Below are 23,382 nucleotides of genomic sequence, written 5' to 3'. Positions count from 1 at the left end.
CCTGAGGCTTCTTTTTGTTGCCTTCTCTTTCTAGTAATCAGGAGGAGAAAACATGGAAAAATTACAAGATCTGATCATCGTATCCGCTCCAACCAAGGCAGGGGAGGAATTCGTAACCCAGCTTATTCGAAATAAAATTCCGTTTGCAGCCATCGTGAACAACCGGGCAGAGCAAGATCGTCTGGATAAGCTCGGAGCCAAAAACATGATCTTGATCGACACTACTGATGAACAAACCTGGATCATTCCCGAGTTTTCCGTCAGCAAGGTGTTTCTGTTTGAAAGCAGTCTGAACCTGTGCTGCCGTTATTTGCGGATTTGCCGTACATGGACCTCGGATCCGATCTATGTCATCACTCATTCAAGCAATCCAAGATTAATTTATAAAGGACTTGGCGCAACGATCGTGCTGCACACGAACCATACCAATGTTTCCTTCTTAATTTCATCACTCGTCAGCTAGCCACTATTATTTATTAAATATGTTTTGGAGGGATTTACATGCAGGATCTGTGCATGGTGCTCATTCTGGGAGGAACTTACGCACTGTTCACCTTGTTTTTATCCTGGTGCGGACGCTTGGTCAATGAACCGGAGGCTGATAACCAATGATCATCATTATGGCATTTATGATCTTTATTTTTCTGTATTTGATTTACGCGCTGATTCACCCGGAAAAATTCTAGGGGTGTTATTGAAGGAGGAAGCAATCAATCATGGGCATTGTACAAATTGCCATCGTTATTCTGGTTCTGGTGCTGCTCGTTAAGCCTTTCGGAACCCATCTATATAATGTGTTTCGCAATGAAGCCAACGGCACAGATAAATGGTTCTCCTGGGCGGAGAAACCGATCTACGGTTTGATCGGGCTTAAAGAGCGCAAAGGCATGACCTGGAAGGTATATGCAATCAGCTTTGTGGTGACCAACTTAGTCCTGGTCGCGGCCGGTTATCTCATTCTAAGGCTACAAAAGATACTGCCGTTCAATCCAAACGGGATCGACAACATGGAGCCGACGTTATCGTTCAATACCATTATCAGTTTCATGACCAATACGAACCTGCAGCACTACAGTGGTGAATCGGGTCTCTCCTACTTCTCGCAGATGGCCGTCATCACTATGATGATGTTCACATCCGCTGCTACCGGACTGTGTGTCGCGATCGCATTTATTCGAGCGATTACCAGCAAGGGTACAACGATAGGTAACTTCTTTGAAGATTTTGTTAAGGCACATACACGGGTGTTGATCCCTCTGGCCTTTGTTGTTGCCATGGTGCTCGTGGCGCTGAATGTTCCTCAAACCTTAAAACCTACTATTAACGTAACGACACTTGAAGGCGCCGAGCAGCAAATTTCGGTTGGTCCAGTGGCCGCACTGGAATCGATCAAACACCTGGGCACGAACGGCGGCGGACATTTCGGTGTCAACTCGTCGCATCCGTTTGAGAATCCACGTCCGCTAACTAACGTAATCGAGATTTTATCAATGTGGTGTATTGCGGCGGCTCTGCCTTATACGTTCGGCTTATTTGCTAAAAACCGCAAGCAAGGTTGGATTATTTTCTCAGCCATGATGGTTCTATTCATCGGATTCCTGTCACTTGCCTACGTATCGGAATCTAACGGTAACCCGGCGATGAATCGGCTAGGAATCGATGCTTCCCAAGGCAATATGGAAGGCAAAGAGGTCAGGTTCGGTATTGCCCAGTCTGCTCTGTTTACGACCGTAACCACAGCGGCCACAACCGGATCGGTCAATAACATGCACGATACGCTGACACCGCTTGGCGGTATAACACCGCTGTCTCTCATGATGCTGAACTCTGTCTTCGGCGGAAAAGGCGTCGGTCTGATGAATATGTTAATGTACGCCATTCTGGCCGTGTTCCTCGCCGGGCTCATGGTTGGACGAACGCCGGAGTTTCTAGGGCGGAAAATCGAAGCCCGGGAGATGAAGCTGATTGCGATTGCCATTCTGGCTCATCCCCTCATTATTCTGGCGCCGACTGCTCTCGCTCTCATGACGGACGCTGGTCAGGCGGGCATTACGAACGCAGGCTTTCATGGCATTTCACAAGTGCTGTATGAGTACACTTCCTCGGCAGCGAATAACGGCTCTGGCTTTGAAGGTCTTGCGGATAACACGCCGTTCTGGAATATATCAACAGGGCTTGTCATGCTCTTCGGCCGCTATATTTCGATGATTTCGCTTCTAGCGGTAGGCGGCTCTCTGCTGCGTAAGCAGTGGATTCCTGAGACACTAGGGACATTCCGCACGGATAACCGGCTGTTCGCCTTTATTCTGATTGCGGTAGTCCTGATCATCGGGGCGCTGACATTCCTGCCCGTGATGGTGCTTGGCCCGATTGCCGAGCATTTAATGATCCGTTAATAGAAAAGGTGGATTATCCCAATGAATAACAATAGAAAAAAGGTATTAAACGGAGATATGGTTCGCCAGTCTTTAAAAGATAGCTTCATCAAGTTAAACCCTATTACCATGATGAAAAACCCCGTGATGTTTGTCGTCGAGGTTGGTACATTTATCGTCCTCCTCATGACTATCTTTCCCCATTATTTTGGGACAGAAGACAGCATCAGCTTTAATCTGACCGTATTTGTGGTTCTGCTCCTAACCGTCTTGTTTGCCAACTTTGCCGAAGCTCTTGCTGAAGGGCGCGGTAAAGCCCAGGCTGACTCCTTAAAACAGTCAAAGAAGGAAATCGCGGCCAACAAGGTTATGGACGGCGGCGGCATCAAGCGTGTTCCGTCTACCGATTTACGTAAAGGTGACATCGTAGTCGTCTCGCAGGGTGAGATGATTCCTGGTGATGGTGAGGTCATTGCGGGTCTGGCATCTGTCGATGAATCGGCCATTACCGGGGAATCAGCCCCGGTCATTAAAGAAGCCGGCGGGGATTTCAGTTCGGTAACCGGCGGCACACGGGTTGTCAGCGATCAGATTAAAGTCCGGATCACCAGCGACCCCGGCGAGTCATTCATTGATCGGATGATCTCGCTCGTAGAAGGTGCATCTCGTCAGAAAACACCGAATGAAATTGCGCTGAATACCCTTTTGACCGTACTAACATTAATATTCCTGATCGTGGTTGTCACGCTTGCCCCGATCGCCAAATATCTCGGAATCGAGCTTTCGATTCCCGTCCTGATCTCTCTTCTCGTCTGTCTGATCCCAACCACCATCGGTGGTCTGCTGTCCGCAATCGGGATTGCAGGTATGGACCGGGTAACGCAGTTCAACGTACTGGCAATGTCCGGTAAAGCGGTTGAAGCTGCCGGCGACATCAATACGATGATTCTCGATAAGACAGGAACAATCACGTTTGGTAACCGGATGGCAAGCCAGTTTATCCCGGTCGGTTCAGAACCTGTCGGCTCTGTCGCCCAGTGGGCAGCTATCAGCTCAGTTATGGATGAAACGCCAGAAGGCCGCTCTGTTCTCGAACTGATGAAGAAAGAAAGCTTAGGATTTGACGAATCCATTACATCCGGTGCCGAATTCATCGAGTTTAAGGCCGAGACACGGATGAGCGGTATGGATCTGAAAGACGGCCGAAAAGTTCGCAAAGGAGCAGTCGATGCCGTAAGAGCCTGGGTTCAGTCTCAAGAAGGCATGATCCCGTCCGATCTGATTGCCAAAGGAGACGCCATCGCTACCGAAGGGGGAACACCGCTGGCTGTGGCGGTAGATAGCCGGATTTACGGTCTCATCTACCTGAAGGATACGGTGAAGCCGGGCATGAAGGAACGTTTTGACCAGCTCCGCAAAATGGGCATCAAGACGATTATGTGTACCGGCGACAATCCACTGACTGCAGCTACCATTGCCCGAGAAGCAGGTGTGGATGACTTCATCGCCGAAAGTAAGCCTGAAGATAAAATCGCCGTCATCCGCAGGGAGCAGGCCGATGGCAAACTGGTCGCCATGACTGGTGACGGAACGAACGATGCTCCGGCACTGGCGCAAGCGGACGTCGGTCTTGCCATGAACAGCGGCACAACCTCTGCCAAAGAAGCCGCTAACATGGTCGACCTGGATTCTGACCCGTCCAAAATTATTGAAGTGGTTGCCATCGGGAAACAACTGTTGATGACCCGCGGCGCATTGACCACCTTCAGTATCTCGAACGACATAGCCAAATATTTTGCCATCATTCCGGCGATGTTTACGGCAGCCATTCCGAGCATGAACGCACTGAATATCATGGGGCTGGGTTCCCCTATGTCCGCGATTTTATCGGCTTTGATTTTTAACGCCCTTATTATCCCGCTGCTCATACCACTTGCAATGAAAGGCGTAGCTTATAAGCCGATGAGCTCAACCAAGCTGCTACAACGTAACATTTTGATATACGGTTTGGGCGGTGTGATCGTACCGTTTATCGGTATCAAGCTGATTGATATGATTGTCCACTTGTGGATTTAATGAAGAGACAGAGCGGAAATTAATCTAAAGATAGATATGGAAAGGTCGAATAACGATGAATAACCATGAACAAAAAAAAGCTCATACGGCCCGATTTTTGTTTAGTACCGCTCTAAGAGCAAGTCTTGTATTTATCATCCTGTGCGGTATTTGTTATCCGCTCGTAACGACAGGCGCGGCGCAGCTTCTGATGCCGGACCATGCGAACGGAAGCCTGATCAAGAACAGCGAAGGAAAAATAGTCGGCTCCGAGCTCATCGGGCAAAACTTTACGGACCCTAAATATTTTCAGAGCAGAGTATCGAGTATTGAGTATAACGGCGCTGGATCGGGAAGCAATAACTACGCTCCCTCCAATCCGGACCTGATGGAAAGAACGAAAGCAACGATTGAGTCCTGGAAGAACAACAATCCGGATGTGCCGGTAAGCGAGCTTCCGATTGACCTTATCACGAACTCTGGCTCTGGTCTGGACCCTCATATCACACCTAAATCGGCTGAGGTCCAGATTCCCCGGATTAGTAAACTGACAGGCATCTCCGAAGGAGAGCTCGGAGAACTGGTTGATCAACATACCGATAGCCGGGATCTGGGTATATTCGGTGAACCGCGTGTCAATGTACTGAAGCTGAATCTTGCGCTAAGTGAACTTTTGAAATAATCAGGTAACAAAAGCTCAGGCAAAACCCAATAGCAGCCGGCCCTTCCACTTAAAGGGTCCGGCTTTACTCCTTTTAAATGAAGTGGCAAGGAGCGTAGAAATCCATGGACCCGTTCAGAAAAAAATCACCAGAGGAAATCCTGCTGTCCATCTCAAAGCTACATCAAGGCCGGTTGAAGGTATATATCGGGGCCGTAAGCGGCTCCGGGAAAACCTATCATATGCTCCGTGAAGGCCATATCCTAAAAAATCAAGGCATTGACGTTGTCATTAGTGCGGTATCCACCATGCGGCGTCCGGACACGATAGAGCAGATCGGCGATCTGGACCGGGTACCTAGTATTCATTGGTATAAGGGCAATGAGGAAAAAAAGGATTTAAATCTGGAGCTGCTGGTGCAGCGAAATCCTGAGGTGCTGCTCGTTGACGGATTGGCACACCGTAACCGGAAAGGAGCACAACATGCTACCCGGCTCGAGGATATTCGATTCCTGCTGAGCCGCGGCATCAGTGTGATTACAACGGTTAACGTTTATGAACTGGAGGATGTACGGGAGCTTGCAAGCAAGCTGACCGGAATTCGCGCGGTTGATACCGTACCGGCAGACACGCTGGAATTGGCGGATGAGGTCGTATTAATCGACGTAACACCCGAAACGATGCTGGTCCGCGCAGCCGACGGATTATCCGGCGGAGACAGCGATTTGTTCAAGCACGGCAATCTGGCTGTACTACGGGAGCTAACCCTGCGCCTTGTAGCGGAAGGTGTTAACGAATCCCTCGAAAGGTATCGCAAGGAGCTGGGGCTTATCGGACCATCAGGGGCCGATGAACGGATATTGGTATCCACCCAATATCACTGGAACGGATCGATTTATATGCGCCGCGGACAGCAGATTGCAAAGCGGCTGAACGGTGATCTGCTGGTCGTTACTTTTGTGAATCAGGATAAGGAGCTCAGCAAGGAGCAGGCTGCCTTCAAACGCTCTATCGTGAAGCTCGCCAAACGAATCGGAGCAAAATTCGACGAGCTTCCCCTTTGTTCCCGAAGAAAGCTGGCTGATGTACTGGTCCAATATGCGCTAGAGCATCACGTTACCCGGATTGTACTCGGCCATTCGAAGCAGACGCGTTGGCAAGAGTTGCTTCAAGGCTCCATCATTCAAGATCTGCTTCTAAAAACACGAGGCGTTGATATTTTTATCGTGGCCGACCGTGCCGAGTCAGACGGGGAACGCATTCTTCCAGCCCAGATCAACCCGCCTCCCGGTCCATTCGAGCCGTTCCACCGGCTGAACTCACAGGAGATTGACCAGAAGATCAAGCAGATTAAGCGGGGCCGGTTCAAGGTGTATATCGGAGCCGCTCCAGGCGTTGGCAAGACATATACAATGCTCCGGGAAGGCAACGACCTTCTCAAAAAAGGGCTGCATGTCCTGGTCGGATTACTGGAAACCCATGGGCGCACGGATACACAAGATCAGGTTGGTGACCTTGAAGTCCTCCCCCGCAATATCATTGACTACCGCGAGAAAAAACTTGAGGAAATGAACACCGAGGACATTATCTCCCGGAATCCTGATGTCGTGCTTGTGGATGAGCTGGCACATACCAACGTACCTGGAAGCATGCATAAGAAAAGATATGAAGATGTGCTGAATATACTGGCCGCAGGCATCTCCGTCATCACAACCGTAAATGTACAGCATTTGGAAAGCTTGAATGATTCGGTGGAGCAAATTACGGGTGTCCGCGTCCGGGAGACCGTGCCGGATCATATTTTACGATTGGCTGACGAAGTCCAGCTCATTGATGTGACCCCTGAGTCACTGCAGCAGCGGATGAAGGATGGAAAAATCTATGATATGGAAAAAGTGAATCAGGCGCTCAGCCACTTTTTCAAGACAGGAAACCTGATCGCTCTGCGCGAGCTTGCTCTGAGGGAAATTGCAGATGATGTGGATGAGAGACTGGAATCATGGGAACGAAGCAGCTCACTCCGGGGACCCTGGAGGCGTCAAGAGGTCATTTATGTGTGCGTGGACATCGAATCTCAAGCGGAACGATTGATTCGGCGTGGCTTCCGGATTGCCCACCGCCTAAAAGCAACTTGGTATGTGACCTTTGTTCAGGTGGAGCATATGTCGCAAAGTCCTGAACTCCCCGAGCGATTAGAGGCGTTGCACACCTTGACAGAGCGCTTAGGAGGAACGTTTGGAATTCTGAAGGTAAATCACCATAAAGAAATCCCTCATCTGTTGATCGCAAAGGCCGACGAAGCAGGAGCAACCCAGATGATTATCGGCCAATCCAAAAGGGCTGCCTGGAAGCAGATACGTCAAGGGAATATCGCAAAAACATTACTCCGGGGTGCAAGGCACATGGATGTGCTTGTGGTCGCAGACTATGAACCGATGAAATAACGGAATAGAAACTGCCGTCAGCACTTGGGAATAAGAATGGGGGTGTCCCAAAAGGTCTGTTGACCTGGGACACCCCCATTCTCTGTTAAGAGACACTACGCCTACGAATCATTCCTCTAATCGCTCATGCATCTGAATTTTTCTGATTGAGGGATCTTAGTGGATGAGTTTCGGGGTCAGGCCCCTTATAGTGCATCGCCTGTTCTATGTTGTTTAGGTTTGGTCTTCCTTAATGTAAGTTTTCACGGAAGGCGGGGTATATGTATTGAATTTCTCAATCAAACCCGCCGGATCGGAATCAACAAGAGCCATGGAACGGTATTTTTCATGTAAAAATTGCTGTCCATGCATATGATCAAAGAATGAAATAAGCAAGTCGTAATAGCCGTTAACATTCAAAATTCCACACGGTTTTTGATGAAGTCCCAATTGAGCCCAGGTGAAAATTTCGAAAAATTCCTCCAGCGTTCCGGGCCCTCCCGGCAGAGCAATAAATCCGTCCGCTAAATCGGACATTTTCGTCTTTCGTTCATGCATCGAACCAACTACAATCAATTCCGTTAAATTACGATGAGATATCTCCCGGTCCTCCAGCATTTGGGGAATGACGCCAATCACTTGCCCTCCCGCTTCCAAAACCGCATCGGCTACAGTCCCCATAATTCCGACACTGGCCCCTCCGTATACGAGCGTAATCCCCCGTCTGGCGAGTTCCTTGCCCAGCTGGACAGCACCTTCTTTATATGCTGGTGAAGCACCGTCACTAGATCCGCAAAATACAGCAATTCTCTTCATGTTGTCCCTCCGTATGTTTTCTTTTTGAATTATACTTCTTTAATATATATGATTATCTGCTTCATTTAAATTATTGCATTTGGGGAGGAAAACAGCTATGGACGTCAATCAATTTCAACAATGGGTCAAAGAATATTACGAATCCCGCGGGTGGTCTGAGCTTGATATCTTTATACGAATCGGATTTTTAGCTGAAGAAACGGGCGAGGTGGCACGGGCCATTAGAGCTTTGGAGATTGGACGCGATCGGCCCGATGAAGACAACGGTACATACCTTGAGCATAAACAAGAACTGGTGGAGGAACTTGGTGACGTCCTGGGAAACCTGATCGTTATCGCCAATAAATATGACATTAACCTTGAAGATGTTTTTCAATCACATCAACAAAAATTATTTCAGCGCTATTCAGAAAGCAGCCTTTCATAGTTAGCCCTTATAACGATGAAGGACCGACAGCATGCTGTCGGTCCTTCTTATATATTAGCCTCAAAACATACATAAACATCGGATTCACATAAATCCGCCATCCGAATGGATAATCTGTCCGGTAATCCAGCTAGCTTCATCCGAAGACAGCAGCTTCACCAGACGTGCAGCATCCGAAGGCTGACCAATGCGCTTCATCGGAAACCTTGGGAGCAGGTAGCTCTTCAACTCCTCGCTCATCCATCCGGAATCGGTCGGACCGGGGTCAACGGCATTCACCGTGATCTGCAGCGGTGCCAGTTCAGCAGCTAATGAGACGGTAAATGCAGAGATGGCTCCCTTGGTAGCCACATAAGCAAGCTCGCCCGGCATCGGCCCCTTATCCTGACCTGAGGTCATATTAATGATCCTTCCTCCAGAAGGGAGCTGAAAAGCCTTGGCGAACTCCGCACAGAGCATGCATGTACCACGCACGTTCACAGCATAGTGCGCATCCAGAATGTCAGCGCTCAAATTTTCATAACCGTCCAAGGTCGAGTGTGTTGCATTGTTTACAAGAATGGAAGGCGGTCCAAGCACCGAAAAGACTTCCTCTATAATCTGCTTTGGTGTCGCCGGATGAGACAAGTCTGCTTCCATGCCATACGCACGAACCCCTTCCTGTTCCAGCTGCTTAACAAGAAGCTGCGGCCAATCGTGATCTTCTCCCCACTCCATCGTACGGTCGTATGGCCGCCAATACGTGAAAAAGATATCGGCTCCCGCCTCAGCGAGTGCCTGACAAATAGCCGAGCCAATACCGATCCGACGGCTGGCTCCAGTTACGATTGCGATTTTACCCTGTAATGCTTTCATATATAACTCCTCCTGATATTTAAGGAAGCAACAGCAAGGGTTAAAGGAGATGAATCTGACAAACACAAAAACGAATACCCTAAAGGTATTCGCCAGGTCATTTATAACTCCTTACCTAGCGTCCTTCGTAATGGTATGAACAGACACACCTATCCCGTGATCCTATCCACGATAAAGGTGTTCTATTTCATGAAATAACCATTACAAAGTACCTGCCATGAAGTTTCAATTCCCCTTTCACTACATCTCCGTCGCCATTATACCAGCACCTTCCAGTTAAGGTCAAACCTATTCAAAACGAATATCTGAAATTTGACCGCTTTGGATAAAGCCTATCTTCTGATACGCCCGGTTCGAAGCAGGATTGACCATATCCGCATAAAGCATCGGTACAAGCCCTTCACCCAGCAGTATGGAACACAAGCCTGATACGACAGCCCCAGCATACCCTTTTCTCCGCTCATTCCTCGGTGTAAAGACCGCATTGATCCGTCCATGTCTGGGAGAACGATGCGCAATTTGTGCCATGGAAACAGGGCGATCGTCTACCAGCCACATATACAATCCGCCCTTACAGACCATTATCTCTGCAGCTTCCATCTGGCTTGCCGGGTCTACAACGATTCCATAACCGTCCTCAGAAAATCCAGCCAAATACTGCGCCACCGTCTCTACATCCCCTAGCTGGGCAGACCGCAAACACCCGCTCACTCCCTCCGGTTTTACAACCTGCGGGCAAGCATACGCCTCCATGTCCATACGCCTTTTTATACTTGTGTGATACCTTGCCCCATACAGATTAGCAAACATCTCTGCCGTCCGGGGTTCACTGGATACTCCTGTCAGCGGAGTCTCATCCAAGTACTCAATAAGCAGCTTTAGCGCGTTTTCCCTTTCCTCTTCCGGCAGGTCTCTGTTGACCCACAACCAAGGATTTCCTCTTGGAGATTGGGCGAACAGAACTTTACTATCACAAGATTTGATTGTTAGCGCTTCTTCAAACCCGGTAATCAGATAAAACAGATTGTACGATACCTCCTCTTGAATAAAGCCGTCTACCCCTTCTAAAAGATACTGTGGATCAACCTTTTCAAACATCCTCTTCATCTCCCTCCATCAAATTTGAAAAAACAAAAAACTCCGCCCCCCAAAAAGGGACGGAGTATTCTTCCGCGTTACCACCCTGATTCGTGCCGTTAAAAGCGCACGCTCCTCTGCCATCATCGACCAATGATGCCCTTATGATAACGGTAGGATTCTGTGTGCATTTACGATTAAATTTCATCCAGTGTATAACATCCATTTTTTCCCGTCAAGAATAAAAATAGTATCTATCTACCGAACCACATTCAAGAAACGCCCTAATTAAACAAACTTATGTATGAAACGACGACAGAATCACCCTTGATTTGTCGCCTTTTTACACGTTCTGTTTAACAGACCCTATGTTAGACAATCATCTAGTCAATGGTTTGTTTTCATCGCTTCGAAGGATGAATCGTATCGATGAACACGAGACCGTCGTATTGATCACGGACAATCATAACTTCATCCAACACTCCCCAGGACTTCGCAACGCGAGGCGTGTACATCCACGTTGTCCCTTGCTTCAGCGACTGATTCTCCAGATCAACAAACGAAGCAGGGTGCCCACTTGCCTTCAGAATATCTTCAAGACTGCCAGCTGGATGCGGCAACTGGACGGCCTCCGTCTCGTTGTTGTTCTTCAGAGAGCTTCCTTGATAGGCATACAGACCAATTGCATAATGCTGACGCTGCAGCTCCACCGGAAGCATCTCGCCCATCGTCGGATATGGGTCATTAGTAAATCCTAGACCGTTATGCTCGGTAATCATTGTCGAGTTATGATTGCGAATATGGTAATTATGACCCCATAGTATCATTTTTTTGTCAGAGTACATCTCTTCTGCCAACCAAGCTACATTGTCTGCCATCATCTTGTCTCGAAGATAGCTCGCTTTCGGAAGGTGCTTCGTATCCTTGTCAGCAAACATCTGGACCATGTGCTCCACATAGTTATCCAACATGTCGATTCGATTTTGCAATACCCTTTTCATGATCGGTACCATGTCCTTATGCTGCGGCATTGGAGAATTCAGCTTCTTTTCATTTTTAACAATGAATGTTTGAAGCGTCTTATACTCCTGAATCAGATCTTTTTGTACGTTACGGAACTTCTTCATGTCATCATAGCTATGTACTTCGATAAAGAGCTTCTCAGCTTGTTCGAAGCGACGGCCCTGCTTCGGGTCTACTGTGTCAAACCACTCCTTCCCAAACGCCATAAACAGCTCCGTCGTCCCCTGGACATCGAAACCAGTCAAAATGAGCGGCCGGTCCGTCTTGCTCTGCTTAGCGATATATTCAAACAGCGCTAAGTTCTCTTTCACCTGCCATACGCCGTAAACAGCCTTGTTCATCGTCTCTTCCGACTTATCCTTACCAATCCGTGCATATGCAGCGGTAGCATCTCCTAACGGAGTTTCGAACGCAATGACGTCGAATCCCATCTCTTCATGAAGAAATTGAACGAATCTCACTTTAGCCGAATTGTATTCCGATGCTCCATGCGATGCTTCCCCGAGACTGACGATTCGTTTGTCCTTCAGCAGCGGTTTTAAAAACTGCAAATCCTGAAATACGTCCTTCTTCTTTATGGATTCCACATTCTCTGGCTCGATTTGCATAGGAACAGCATTCTCTTTTACCCATTGCTTCCATACGGCTACCTCATCCTTATGTTGTTGAACGGCAGCTGCGGCCACTACAGAATCTGTCATTGGCAGGATCGTTCCTCCTAACATACAGATCGCACCTACGATAGCCCACTTGTGCAAATTTCGTATCATCTTTACTTCCCCTCTCTATCCTGATGGTCAACTTTTTAGTTCCTTCTCATGGTAGCATCAGGAAGTTAAAAAGGGTTTAAGCTGCGTTTAACTTTCATTTAAAAAACACTAGAAGTTCCGCACATAAAAAAAAGCAGGGCCCCTTCCGGTTAAAGGGTCCCTGCTGCTTTTCGTTGTATACTTCACTGTTGCATGCTCTATTTATCCAGAACGATATTATAATCCTTCTTCAAGTAAGCATGAATCCGAAGGAAATCATCCTTGGTAAGATCCTTCAGCCTCTTATCCTTCATCTCACGACCCAGAATGATGCCCATCGTCTGGGCTGCCAATGCCGTATTCGGCATGATCCGCGCAGTGCCGTAGGCCTTGATGCTGGCACCTACATTTTTACCGATGACCAGCACATTTTCGTAAGATTTCAACTCAAACGAGCGCAGCGGCATCCCGTACCGATCGGTTTTGCCGAATCCGATGCCTTTCGGAATGCGGGTCGTAGCTTGAAGATCTATCGAATATCCACCGATACTGACGTTATCCCAGAACATGCGGCTGTTCTTCACATCCTCATATTCCATAACATACTCCGTCTCAAACCGGTTATAGTCCCGGATATATAAGTATTCCGGATAGCCATTCAGTTCAGCCTTGGAGAAACCCGGAATGTTCTTCCGCATATACTCCAGTACGTAAGGCGCTTCAGCTCTTCCTTTGTTAATCGCATTTTGAACCGATTTCTTGTCCGCTGGATCAACATCATATATCAATAGAGCATTCATGATGACTTCCCCATGCCCCTGATCGAGCGTATTCATCCCTCTAAGCACCAGCTGAGGATCACGCGGCTTGTACTTCATCATAATGTTACTGAGGCCTGTCGCAATGTTCCAATCTACATAAGTGTTCGGGCCATATTTCTTCTGTACGTTGGTAAGCGGATAATCATTCAAAATTGCTTGATGCAGCTTGCGCCAGTCCACCTTCTTAAATCGAAGCATAAGCGTAGCCGCCATATGATCAGGATCATGTCCGCTTCCTTGATATAAGCTTTCGATTCCTGGTATCCGCTTGGCATCCAGCTTTCCGGTCAAGGCATTAAAGTCTGTATTCTCCACCCAGTAACCAGCCTGTACTTGATGGCTCCGGCCATTCATCTGGTAAGTCAGCGATTGAAGGGACTTCTCCCCCTTGACTGCAACCGTCTTCACCGATTGAATCTCAATCCCGCTCTTTATCGGAATACCCTTAATCATTTTGTCATAGTACTTGTTAAACTCGGAGGCTTTACGGATTGACCCCTTCTTGAATCCATCAAACAACTCTTTGATGTCACCCTGCACGAGACTCTTCTTGTTCTTATCGTTAGGCTCGTCCAAAAAATGCATCTGCCCCAAAACCAACTCTCCACCCAGCTTACTGCGCGGATCAAGAATAACCACATCAAGTCCGTGCTTCATGGCTTCCCTTGCAAGGAGAACACCTTGTATTTCACTTCCAATGACTACGATATCATACCGGATGCAGCCCGAACCGCAGGAGGCTGGAGCCTGAACCGTCTTGGCTTGCGGATAAGGTACAATCCATTGGACGATCAAAGCAGCAATAAGAAGTGCAGTGATGGACCGAAAACTTACTTTTAAAATGTTCATGTACTGTAGTTACTTCCCTCCGAGTATAATAGCCGGCATCACATATATAGAGCCTATGGGAAAATGGAACTATTCAAAAAACGCCACAATATTTTCCATCCACATGGTAACATACTTGTTTATTCCTTTCAATTACTTGATTCTTTTACTTAATGAGATATGTATACACCAAAAAACCCAACCGACCTCATTCATCCAGGTCAATTGGGTTTAGGACTTAAATACCTCTTCTCCATGATTCTCCCTTTCGCAGCTAGGGTGTCAATAATCCCATATAGATCAGCTCTGAAGGATTAGCCGGATTGTGGCCCAGAGCTACCCGATCTCCTATACGTGGAATTTGCAATTTAGATACCAACGTCTCCTGTGTCTTCTGATATCGGCTTCCGTTCGTTTCCGTCACATCCAGCGTTAGCACCACAATAGGATCAAAGTTCACCAGCTTCCCTGTGTCCGACACGGAGAGCACGACCGCGGTTGCCGTGAGGGGAATAGCTCCCTCAGCAGCCATCTGCGCCTGTTTCGCCGTCTGAAGACTTTCATTGATCCGTTCCCGATGCTCCTTCGGTACAAAACTTTTCATCAACAAACCGGATAGTCCTTTATTCACCACTTTATCGGCCTGCTCCAATGCATCCTGATTTGATTTATTTTTGTTAAACCAACCCATGATAGTCACTCCTTTTTTTCATATTGTTCTACTGTACTTTAAGTATAGGGTCCACCCATTTACCAAACAATAGAAATCAATACATATAAAAGAAAGTGAGATTAGAGATCTTAATTACAATTTTAAAGCTGTTTTATTGTTAAAAAGGGGGCTCTCCTACAAAACTTTGTTCTCCAAATGGAGCTTACTGCTTTCTGTAACTATTTGTTTTGTTCCTGAGACTTGATTTCAACCCCATCTGCCTTGTTATTCCGCAGTAAATACACCAATTTGCGGTAGTAAAGTGATGATTCCTTATAGCGTCGCTGCTCTTCGGATACAGCCGCCAGCGTTTCATACAATACCTCCAAACGGAGGGCTTGGGCGGTGGACTCATAATATGGTAAACACTCCAGCGCATATTTCAGAAAAGATTCCTTATCGCCTTGGGCGAGGGACAGCTGGCATTCATAAAAAGCAAGAGACATATGCTGATCCTCGTTGTTACAAGATCCTCTCAAATGTTCGGCTTCCTGTGACAACAGCCCCCAATTTCTCTGCACCAAGGCGGCTTCACAGCGATATACAAGTGTAACCGGTCTGAGCTGCAACTGCGCTTCCTCCGGCTCCCGATGAATCATCTCTTCAAAGCGAATGATTTCATCCATTGCCTTCTTCAACTCACCAGACAGTGTCAGCATAATGATCCGATTGTGCAGTATAGTCGGCATCACGTCCCCCTGATGACTCAGATAGACCAGATTGGCCTCCGCCATGGACAGTGCCAGCAGCGCCTCCTGAGTCATCCCCATCGAGAAGCAGTAACCGCTGTAAGAAACATATAATCCGGATAGGCGGTGAAACAGCCGGTGCTCATACACATATCTCATCGTCTGTTCGAACACCTGCTTGGCCTGCTCAAATTGTTTGAGGTAAGTGTAGGCTTCCATTTTAATATTTTGTGCAGTCAGCCAAATTTCAGATCCCTTATCAAGCAGGTCGGATAATCTTGTTGCCTCGTTCAGAACGTCATAATAATGATTTTTTGACCGGAAATACTGAATTTTATAAAACAACAGTGCCTTCTTGAGAGGCAACGGCACATCCACTTCGTCAGCCCGCCCGTACTTTTCGAGATAAAAATTCAAATAAGATGTATGTAAATAATCGAAAGCTGCTTGATCATTCATCCGTTGATAATACACAGCCTTCATCAGCGCCGTGGTGAACTCGACGGTCAGGGCATCGTGCCGATCCTCCAAGGCATCCACTTGTTGCTCAGTCACCGACTGTTGAGACAACTCCTGGAAGATGACTTCCGCTTGTTCCAATGTGCGATCATCCGCTGCTGCTGCGCCTGATAAATAAGACATGGAAACTCCCAGGCGCTGCGCTATTTGTTCGACCAAATCTTCTACGAACGGGTACCGCTCAGCCAGAATGTTAGCAAAATGAGCCTGGGTTACCAGACCCTCAACAAGCTCTTTTCGCAAGATATTCTTCTTCTTGCATAGAAACTCTACACGCTCTTTGAGCATAGATACACTCCCCTCGATATCTTTTTTGTTCATTATGCCGAAGAAATCCATATACTTCAATGTAATGCAGAATTCATAAGATAACTGGTGTTATCACAGCACCTATGCATGATCATTCAGAACCGCACAAAGAGAAAGGACACCCCCGCAGGAATGCCCTTTACTCTATTTTGCTATTTAATCCGGTATATTATCTTTGCAAAAGGCAGCCAGCTGCTCTTCTTCTTCAGGTTCCATATCAAAGTCCAGATACAAATCGCTCGTTCTCTCGTAGAAATCATATTTCACAATTCGGGACTGGTCTTCATCGGATAAAAAGATGACACGTACATAAACTCCATTCTCTCGAAACAGCTCGTCATCTTCCGGAACGTCCAGATCAAACACATATTCATACCTTTTACCAGTCAATATTCCGAACGGATCTTTAACAAATTCAGCAGTGTATTCTTTTATCGTTAGCATGTGATCATCCTTTCAAAACACGATACCTATCATTATACACATTATAACGATGGTTAAGAATTAAATAGGCACTGCTGGGGCTTAGCGTGGTCATTTCCAGCAGAAAACTGTCGGCAGGAGTTATTGTGACTTCATTCTAAATGAAGATTAACCCAGAACGAAAGAGCTGGCTCCGAAGTTAAAAGCTTCGGCGCCAGCTCTCTCTCAATTCGTTCTAAATTTAATTGATCAATTCTCCCTTCTGAAGAAGAATGTACAGTACTTTTGCCGCTGCCTCGCGCGTAGTCGGTGCCTGCGGACGGAAGTAGGATACACCCCCCGAAGTTTCACCGTTCATCAAGCCGAGCGCTGTTACAGCTTCAATGCTTTGCTGTGCATAACGGGCTAGTGATGCCGCATCCCCATAAGGTACGCGGGCTGGCCCTTCAGCCTTCGGCTCAATCTGAAGCAGAGCGATTGCTTTGGCAAGCATGACAGACATATCCTGACGGCTGATGCTCGCATTCGGATCAAAGCTTCCATTGGCATGTCCACCTATAAGTCCCGCCTCATAAGCGGCGGCAACGTGACCTGCATACCAGCTTCCTGCTTTCACGTCTGTAAACGGAGTCGCCGTAGATGGTGTCAAACCAAGTGCTCTGGACAGCATCGACGCAAATTCTGCACGGGTTACATTGTTCTTCGGTGAGAATGTCGTTTCCGATGTACCGTTCATCAGCAGTTTACCTGCCAGCGCTTTGATCTGGGATTGAGCATATGAAGACGAAATATCAGTAAACTTCACCGGGCGTGAGGCCGCAGCATAAGTGGATACGCCCGAACGACTCACGGTTACCACCGTAGTTCCGTCTTTTTGTTTCGTCAGAACAGATGGTGCCGGATTTACCTTGCCATCTTCCGCATACAGGACACCTGCCGAATAAGCTTCCAGCTGCCCAGGTACGGTGAAGGAGCTGAGAATCCTCTGACCTGCCGGTAATTTAATCCCTTTATTTGTTCCACTATTGACCGTTTGAATGTCGAAAGTGACCGGAGACCCTATCAACGTTACACCTGGAAAACCTTTCGTAAACACTCCGCTGAAGGAGTCACCTTTACCAATGATCAGCTCTAGGCTTGATCCGGCAGGCACTGATTTCAACACCGCTATAGGTACGGACATCGAAGAGCTTGTATTACTTATAATAAGGCTGCTTCCGGTTGCTGACTTTAACAATATCGCCAACTGGGAAGGTGTAAGAACGGCCTTGGTTGTCTGTCCTTCCGGCTTGCTAACTGACAGTACAATGGCTGACGGGCTTGTGCCTGCTGCACTCACAGCAGCCTGCAAATCCTCATCTTTCACAGTTAAAGACTGAATTTGATCTTTAACAACCGCTGCAGTCGGTACACTCTTAACGACCTGTCCTTGCTTCATCACGGACTGTAATGCCGGCGCTCCTGAAGGGGCTGGCTGAGCTGGGCCTGGTGTCGGTGTCGGAGTGGTTGAACTTCCTCCTGCACCACCGCCAGATCCCCCGCTGCTACCTCCACCGTTATTGCCTCCGGAGCCGTTTCCGTCTCCTGGATTCGTCGCCGGCGTATTATCGACCCGGAACGCTCTGTAGGCTTCATACTTCTTGAGCAAGCCCTTGTCTCCAATCAAGTAAGCATATACACCAATTGAATACGTCCCGTCTTTGAGTTTGCTTTTCACCCACTTTCCATCCTTATCTACTTCAGGGCTGCCATTCTTATCTAACTTCGTGTAGGTACCATCAATAGGTATCTTGTAATAGCCTTGATCGAGCAGTTCGATTCCGCCCGTGTCGTCTTCTTTTATGAATTCGCCTACGATACCGAGCTCATTACCTTGCAAGTCTATTACCAGTAACCGCATGTAGTTTACGTCTTCCGTAATCCGGAAGGACAGATTAGCCGAATCATGCTTACCATCCCCATTCGGTGTAATGACCGTAGGGGTAAAGGACAGTTCCTGAATGCCGTATCCAGTAGCCGGAGGTGCTTCACCGACATGCAAAGAGAATGGAAGATGCAGTGACGGCAAGCCGCTTGCCTCCAGCACAACAGCCCCCTCATATACTCCATCTACAGCTGTATCCTTCCTTTCGACCGACAGGAAGAACGGCTGACTTTTTCCCGCTTCCGCCGATATGGTTCCCTCTGTACTGATACCAACCAGGTTAGCTGATATTCCATTTACATCCGGCGTCTTAATCGGGTTCAACGGATCGGATGTAACACTGTCATGCAATTCAATAGTTGCCTTATACTGAACCTTGCTTCCCGAAATATTTTTCAGTTGCAGCTCCATCATCTGAGCACCGCTTCCAGCTTTCCCAATGCCGAAGCTTGCAGACGATCCATAATTCACGACCTGCTTCGGATTCAGCTGTTTGTCCAGAATGGTAAGCTGTTCTACTGTTTGCAGCAATGCCGGTGTTTCCAAAGCACTACCTACATCAGCACGTCCTGCACCCTGGGAATATACATCATACAACTGATTGTTCTCGTCAAACAGGGAGTCCGATGTATTCGCCAAAGCAGCGCGCACATCAAACGGCGACCAATCCGGATTCTGCTGCAAAAGCAGAAGAGCTAGTCCGGCTACATGCGGTGAAGCCATACTTGTTCCACTGTTTCGGTTATACGCTTCATCATAAGAAGCGTCAGGATTACCCAGTCCATAGGCCGGCCATGTCGACCGGATGTTAACACCCGGTGCTACCAAATCCGGCTTGATGCCCAGAAATCCGTCTGCGTTCGGTCCGCGTGAGCTAAAGGAAGCCATCGTATCGCCTCTCACATCGATCCGCGGATAAGCCCCTCCGAACGTGACGGTTACAGCCTCATCCGGATGACCCACAATTTGTCGTGCAATCCCTCGTCCTAACGCTCCCTGCATATCAAAGGTTGGGATAAATTCAAAACTTTCGCCGAGAATGGTGGCAATGAAACCATCCCGATTTGCAATAGATTCCGACAGATCCGCTTCATTTGCATTCCCCGGTTTCGTATTTCCGTTGAAGAAAATCACCGCTCTTGCGCCTTTCAGCTTGGCGTTAGCCAGTTTGTCCACAAACGCCAAATTGCCTCGGGAAATAAGGACAACCTTATCCTTAACGTCCAGATTCTCAAAGTCCTCAGCCTGTCCCAAATCCGCATATACAAGTTCAATCGGCTCGGTTCCCAGAATAGAAGCAAAGTCCTCCCCCGCAACCTTCCAGCCCATCACATTAAGGTCCATATCCGAGTAAGTCGCTTCGGTTGCACTGACCGTAGGTTCAGCTTCCCCCTGATATGTGGCCTGCGTGACGGAAGCCGAAGCGTTAAAGTAATAACTAGGGCTCGTTACAGCGCCGACAGAGATCGCCAGCTGTGCACCTGCCGGTGAACCCATTGAATAGTAATAAGGACCTTTGTCTGCCGCGTTACCGTTCGCTACTACTGCCACAACACCAGATAATACAGCGTTATTCACAGCCATCGAATCCGGCGAGTTCGCGTCCTTCTCTACATCTGAACCCAAAGAGAGATTGATCACGTCCATGCCGTCCTTTACAGCTCTTTCAATGCCATCAATGACCTGGGCTGAAGAACCCGATGCTCGACCCGTTTCGGCATTTCGCCCAAGCACCTTATATACATAAAGGTCGGCCTCGTAGGCTACCCCTTTTTGATATATATCAGAGTTTTTATTAGCCGCTCTACCCGCAACCGTACCGGATACATGTGTACCGTGAGACGTTCCCGCAAATCCTATTCCAAAGGGATCATCCTCGATAGATATCGGCGGCTCTTCATACGGATCATTATCTTGCTCGAACGAATCCCACCCGCCTTTATAGGCATCAATCAAGTCCGGATGCTTGTAATCTACGCCAGTATCTATAACGCCTACTTTCAGACCCTTGCCCGTTAAGCCTTTAGCCCACGCTTCCGGAACGTTGATCTGGTCCAGCGGAGCATTATCATAGGTTGCTTGGTCTGCGGACAAAACAGGCGCTTCTTGCACAGGAATGGAATAATACGTTTTATTCTCGTATACGGATTTCACACCGGGTATTGCCGCCAGCTCTGGAATCCGGTCGGCGGGAACCGTAACCTCCAGACCATTCAGCACCGTATTGTAACGGTAATTGACCTGGATCGGGATACCGAGTCTCTTGGCCTGATCCTCAAAGGATGACTGCTCCCTTGTTGCAGCTGATTCCATCGAGGCAGCCGACATGCTGCGAAGCCCCATGTGGGCAGCAAATTTGCCGACGGCAGCAGGCTCACTGCTGAGCTGCACAATGACATTAATCTCTCTCGAAGAAGAGGTGCTGATTTCAGGTGAAATATACGCCTCTGCCGTTTCTTCGGCATGTACACCACTTTGAACCGCTTTCAACTCAATCTGTGAGCGAATATCCGGATTCAGGTCGGCGTAGCCAACTGACGGAACAGCAAAGCTAGCTGACAGTAGTAGAGCAAGTGAGACTATGGGTAATTTTCGGAAAAATGATTTCTTTTTCAATGAACTCCCTCGATTCTCTTATAATATCAACTTGGGTTATGTACACCGGTCATGTTGCTTCGCACTCTTCTCCTTTCGTAATCATATGGATTCCTATGTTATATAGTTAATTTTGGAAATATAGTATCACCTATTTTGATATATTACTATATTATGAAGAATTTGGAATATTGGCATGTACAATCCAGCAAGTGGAACGTAATGTCATTCATTTGAGCATTTTGTCGACATAGATACCCTTTTGCTATCACACCTTGTCGCAGAATACGGAAAAACATCGTCCTTTTGAGTGAAATCGACTGTTCCTGGGCCTTTTATATTATTTTTTCAGACATCAGGTTGTTCTGAATATTTCGTTCTGGAGTCCTGCCTCCAAAAATTCCAAATATTCGGATCTCACTCTTAAACCCCTCCACAGGAGAAAATATCAGGTCAAAATTATGCCCCAAGCAGCGTATGTTTGTAGTAAAATGAAACTTGTGCTTTTTCAGCAAACATGGAAGGGTTGTAGACTCTTACCGATTGAGGAGATATAGAGACCGTGAAAAACTTGTACATCAAATGGTTCGGAAATTATTGGAGCCCTTACCTGGTCATGAGCATCGCAGGCATCCTAAGTGCGGTTTATTTCGGAATTACCGGAACCGTCTGGGCGGTAACCGGCGAATTTACCCGGCTGGGAGGTCATATACTGGAATTTTTCGGGGTGGATATATCGGATTGGGCATATTTCAATCTCGTTCATATGGATGGAACCACATGGACACGGACTGATGGTTGGATTGTGTGGGGCATGTTTATTGGTGCCATGATCACCATTCTGCTTAGCAGCAACTTCAAGATCCGGATTCCGAAGCAAAAGCGCCGTTATGTGCAGGGATTTGCCGGTGGAATTATTGCCGGTTTCGGCGCGCGGCTTGCACTGGGTTGCAACCTGGCAGCCTTCTTTACAGGGGTTCCCCAATTCTCTTTTCACTCCTGGATTTTCATTGTGGCGACTGCAATCGGTACATTCCTGGGAGCCAAAGTCGTAAACACAAGATGGTGGAAAGGCAAGCCTGTCCTGAAAAAAGGCAGCATGGCTCCTGCCGCTAAACCGAGACGCAACATTCAGCCCCTTGTCGGAGCTGTTCTCGGACTTGCTTATGTTGGACTTATTGTGTACTTCTTTGTAACTGGGCGTAACATGTTGGGCACAGCTGCCCTCTTCGGTGCTGCATTTGGTATCTTGATCGAACGCGGCCAGATTTGTTTCACATCTGCCTTCCGCGACCTGTGGATTAGCGGACGTGCTACAATGACAAAAGCAATCACGATCGGTATGGCAGTCAGTTCCGTCGCCACCCTGGTGATCATCCTCGTATACGGGCTGGACCCGATTACGAAAATTGCCGCTCCAAGCACCTTTGTCGGCGGCTTGCTGTTCGGCATCGGTATCGTAATGGCTGCCGGCTGCGAAACAGGTATGATGTACCGGTTGATGGAGGGTCAGATTGTCTTTTTACCTGTATTTGTCGGCAACATTCTGGGAGCTACCGGCCTTGCTTACGCTTGGGATCATATGGGTGTTTATAACCTGCTCGTGAAGAGCGGATCGCCGGTGAACCTGATTACAACGATGGGCCCTGCTGCCGCACTCGCTGTCACATTGATCGTCTTGGCTATCGGCTTCACCATTGCTGTCTATTGGCAAAAAAACTACCGCTTCGGCGTTGGATTTAAGAAAGGGGATTATACAAATGTCCGTTGATTTCACGCTTGATCTTCGAGGAGAATCTTGTCCTTATCCTGTTATTTACACATTGGAAACGCTGCGCGATATGAAGAAAGGCCAACTGCTGCAAGTCATTTCTGACTGCCCGTCCGCCTTCCGTAACGTGCCTGAGGAAGTTGTTAAGCATGGCTACACCATGGCTCAAGAGCCCGAAAAGACCGGTCAGGAGTTCAGTCTATTTATCCAGGTTTAAAAGATCACAGTTACGTCATACCGCAACAACAAGAAAAGACGAGCCAAATGCAGCTCGTCTTTTTATATAACAGAAAAAGGGGGGCGTCCCAGGTCAACAGACCTTTTGAGACA

19 protein-coding genes are annotated in these 23,382 nt (G+C 47.8%); 9 read left to right on the top strand and 10 right to left on the bottom strand.

Annotated features, from left to right (window positions below):
* Window positions 1-52 precede the first annotated feature (52 nt).
* The 6 genes from B9N86_RS00600 to B9N86_RS00575 all read left to right on the top strand — a co-directional run bounded on the left by B9N86_RS00600 (window position 53) and on the right by B9N86_RS00575 (window position 7,535).
* Complete coding sequence (locus B9N86_RS00600) at window positions 53-463, top strand: hypothetical protein (RefSeq protein ID WP_208917229.1); 411 nt, start codon at window positions 53-55, stop codon at window positions 461-463.
* A gap of 145 nt (window positions 464-608) precedes the next feature.
* A complete protein-coding gene (locus tag B9N86_RS30885; RefSeq protein ID WP_082112314.1) occupies window positions 609-686 on the top strand; it encodes a potassium-transporting ATPase subunit F in 78 nt (25 codons plus the stop codon).
* A 30-nt stretch (window positions 687-716) separates the two neighbouring features.
* The gene (gene kdpA / locus B9N86_RS00590; protein WP_208917226.1) at window positions 717-2,396 is read left to right on the top strand and encodes a potassium-transporting ATPase subunit KdpA; all 1,680 of its coding nucleotides are present in this window, start codon (window positions 717-719) and stop codon (window positions 2,394-2,396) included.
* 21 nt (window positions 2,397-2,417) lie between these two features.
* A complete protein-coding gene (gene kdpB / locus B9N86_RS00585) occupies window positions 2,418-4,451 on the top strand; it encodes a potassium-transporting ATPase subunit KdpB (RefSeq protein ID WP_208917224.1) in 2,034 nt (677 codons plus the stop codon).
* A 55-nt stretch (window positions 4,452-4,506) separates the two neighbouring features.
* Window positions 4,507-5,112, top strand: a complete 606-nt coding sequence (kdpC, locus tag B9N86_RS00580) for a potassium-transporting ATPase subunit KdpC (protein WP_208917222.1) — start codon at window positions 4,507-4,509, stop codon at window positions 5,110-5,112.
* 104 nt (window positions 5,113-5,216) lie between these two features.
* Window positions 5,217-7,535 carry a histidine kinase gene (locus B9N86_RS00575; protein ID WP_208917220.1) on the top strand — a complete coding sequence of 773 codons (2,319 nt, stop codon included), beginning with the start codon at window positions 5,217-5,219 and terminating at the stop codon, window positions 7,533-7,535.
* A gap of 213 nt (window positions 7,536-7,748) precedes the next feature.
* On the opposite strand, the gene B9N86_RS00570 is transcribed toward B9N86_RS00575, so the two are convergent.
* A complete protein-coding gene (locus B9N86_RS00570; RefSeq protein ID WP_208917218.1) occupies window positions 7,749-8,330 on the bottom strand; it encodes an LOG family protein in 582 nt (193 codons plus the stop codon).
* 97 nt (window positions 8,331-8,427) lie between these two features.
* Here B9N86_RS00570 and B9N86_RS00565 point away from each other — a divergent pair, with 97 nt between their 5' ends.
* The gene (locus tag B9N86_RS00565; RefSeq protein ID WP_208917216.1) at window positions 8,428-8,757 is read left to right on the top strand and encodes a MazG nucleotide pyrophosphohydrolase domain-containing protein; all 330 of its coding nucleotides are present in this window, start codon (window positions 8,428-8,430) and stop codon (window positions 8,755-8,757) included.
* Window positions 8,758-8,841: 84 nt separating this feature from the next.
* On the opposite strand, the gene B9N86_RS00560 is transcribed toward B9N86_RS00565, so the two are convergent.
* The 9 genes from B9N86_RS00560 to B9N86_RS00520 form a co-directional block, all read right to left on the bottom strand.
* Window positions 8,842-9,612, bottom strand: a complete 771-nt coding sequence (locus B9N86_RS00560; RefSeq protein WP_208917214.1) for an SDR family oxidoreductase — start codon at window positions 9,610-9,612, stop codon at window positions 8,842-8,844.
* Between the two features lie 288 nt (window positions 9,613-9,900).
* The gene (locus B9N86_RS00555) at window positions 9,901-10,710 is read right to left on the bottom strand and encodes a GNAT family N-acetyltransferase (protein ID WP_208917212.1); all 810 of its coding nucleotides are present in this window, start codon (window positions 10,708-10,710) and stop codon (window positions 9,901-9,903) included.
* Window positions 10,703-10,897 carry a hypothetical protein gene (locus tag B9N86_RS00550; RefSeq protein WP_208917210.1) on the bottom strand — a complete coding sequence of 65 codons (195 nt, stop codon included), beginning with the start codon at window positions 10,895-10,897 and terminating at the stop codon, window positions 10,703-10,705. The genes B9N86_RS00555 and B9N86_RS00550 overlap by 8 nt, the downstream gene beginning before the upstream one ends.
* A 193-nt stretch (window positions 10,898-11,090) precedes the next feature.
* Window positions 11,091-12,482 carry an erythromycin esterase family protein gene (locus B9N86_RS00545; RefSeq protein ID WP_208917208.1) on the bottom strand — a complete coding sequence of 464 codons (1,392 nt, stop codon included), beginning with the start codon at window positions 12,480-12,482 and terminating at the stop codon, window positions 11,091-11,093.
* Between the two features lie 197 nt (window positions 12,483-12,679).
* Window positions 12,680-14,131: an FAD-dependent oxidoreductase gene (locus tag B9N86_RS00540; protein ID WP_208917206.1), complete on the bottom strand. Its 1,452-nt coding sequence runs from the start codon at window positions 14,129-14,131 to the stop codon at window positions 12,680-12,682.
* 253 nt (window positions 14,132-14,384) lie between these two features.
* Entirely contained in the window at window positions 14,385-14,804 is a 420-nt protein-coding gene (locus B9N86_RS00535; RefSeq protein ID WP_208920020.1) for a hypothetical protein, read from the bottom strand.
* Window positions 14,805-15,001: 197 nt separating this feature from the next.
* A complete protein-coding gene (locus B9N86_RS00530) occupies window positions 15,002-16,318 on the bottom strand; it encodes an XRE family transcriptional regulator (RefSeq protein WP_208920019.1) in 1,317 nt (438 codons plus the stop codon).
* Between the two features lie 177 nt (window positions 16,319-16,495).
* Window positions 16,496-16,783: a DUF6509 family protein gene (locus B9N86_RS00525; RefSeq protein WP_208917204.1), complete on the bottom strand. Its 288-nt coding sequence runs from the start codon at window positions 16,781-16,783 to the stop codon at window positions 16,496-16,498.
* 220 nt (window positions 16,784-17,003) lie between these two features.
* Window positions 17,004-21,302, bottom strand: coding sequence for a S8 family serine peptidase (locus tag B9N86_RS00520; RefSeq protein ID WP_208917202.1), 4,299 nt, complete (start codon window positions 21,300-21,302; stop codon window positions 17,004-17,006).
* A gap of 595 nt (window positions 21,303-21,897) precedes the next feature.
* Here B9N86_RS00520 and yedE point away from each other — a divergent pair.
* Together yedE and yedF are read left to right on the top strand one after the other, a co-directional pair.
* Window positions 21,898-23,052 carry a selenium metabolism membrane protein YedE/FdhT gene (gene yedE / locus B9N86_RS00515; RefSeq protein WP_425298591.1) on the top strand — a complete coding sequence of 385 codons (1,155 nt, stop codon included), beginning with the start codon at window positions 21,898-21,900 and terminating at the stop codon, window positions 23,050-23,052.
* Window positions 23,042-23,269, top strand: coding sequence for a sulfurtransferase-like selenium metabolism protein YedF (gene yedF, locus B9N86_RS00510; protein ID WP_208917198.1), 228 nt, complete (start codon window positions 23,042-23,044; stop codon window positions 23,267-23,269). Before yedE ends, yedF begins: the two co-directional genes overlap by 11 nt.
* The last annotated feature ends 113 nt before the right edge of the window (window positions 23,270-23,382 follow it).

Source organism: Paenibacillus uliginis N3/975, from assembly GCF_900177425.1.
Taxonomy (GTDB): domain Bacteria; phylum Bacillota; class Bacilli; order Paenibacillales; family Paenibacillaceae; genus Paenibacillus_AQ; species Paenibacillus_AQ uliginis.
Note: the sequence above shows the minus strand (reverse complement) of the source record. Positions and strands in the feature narration are given on the sequence as shown.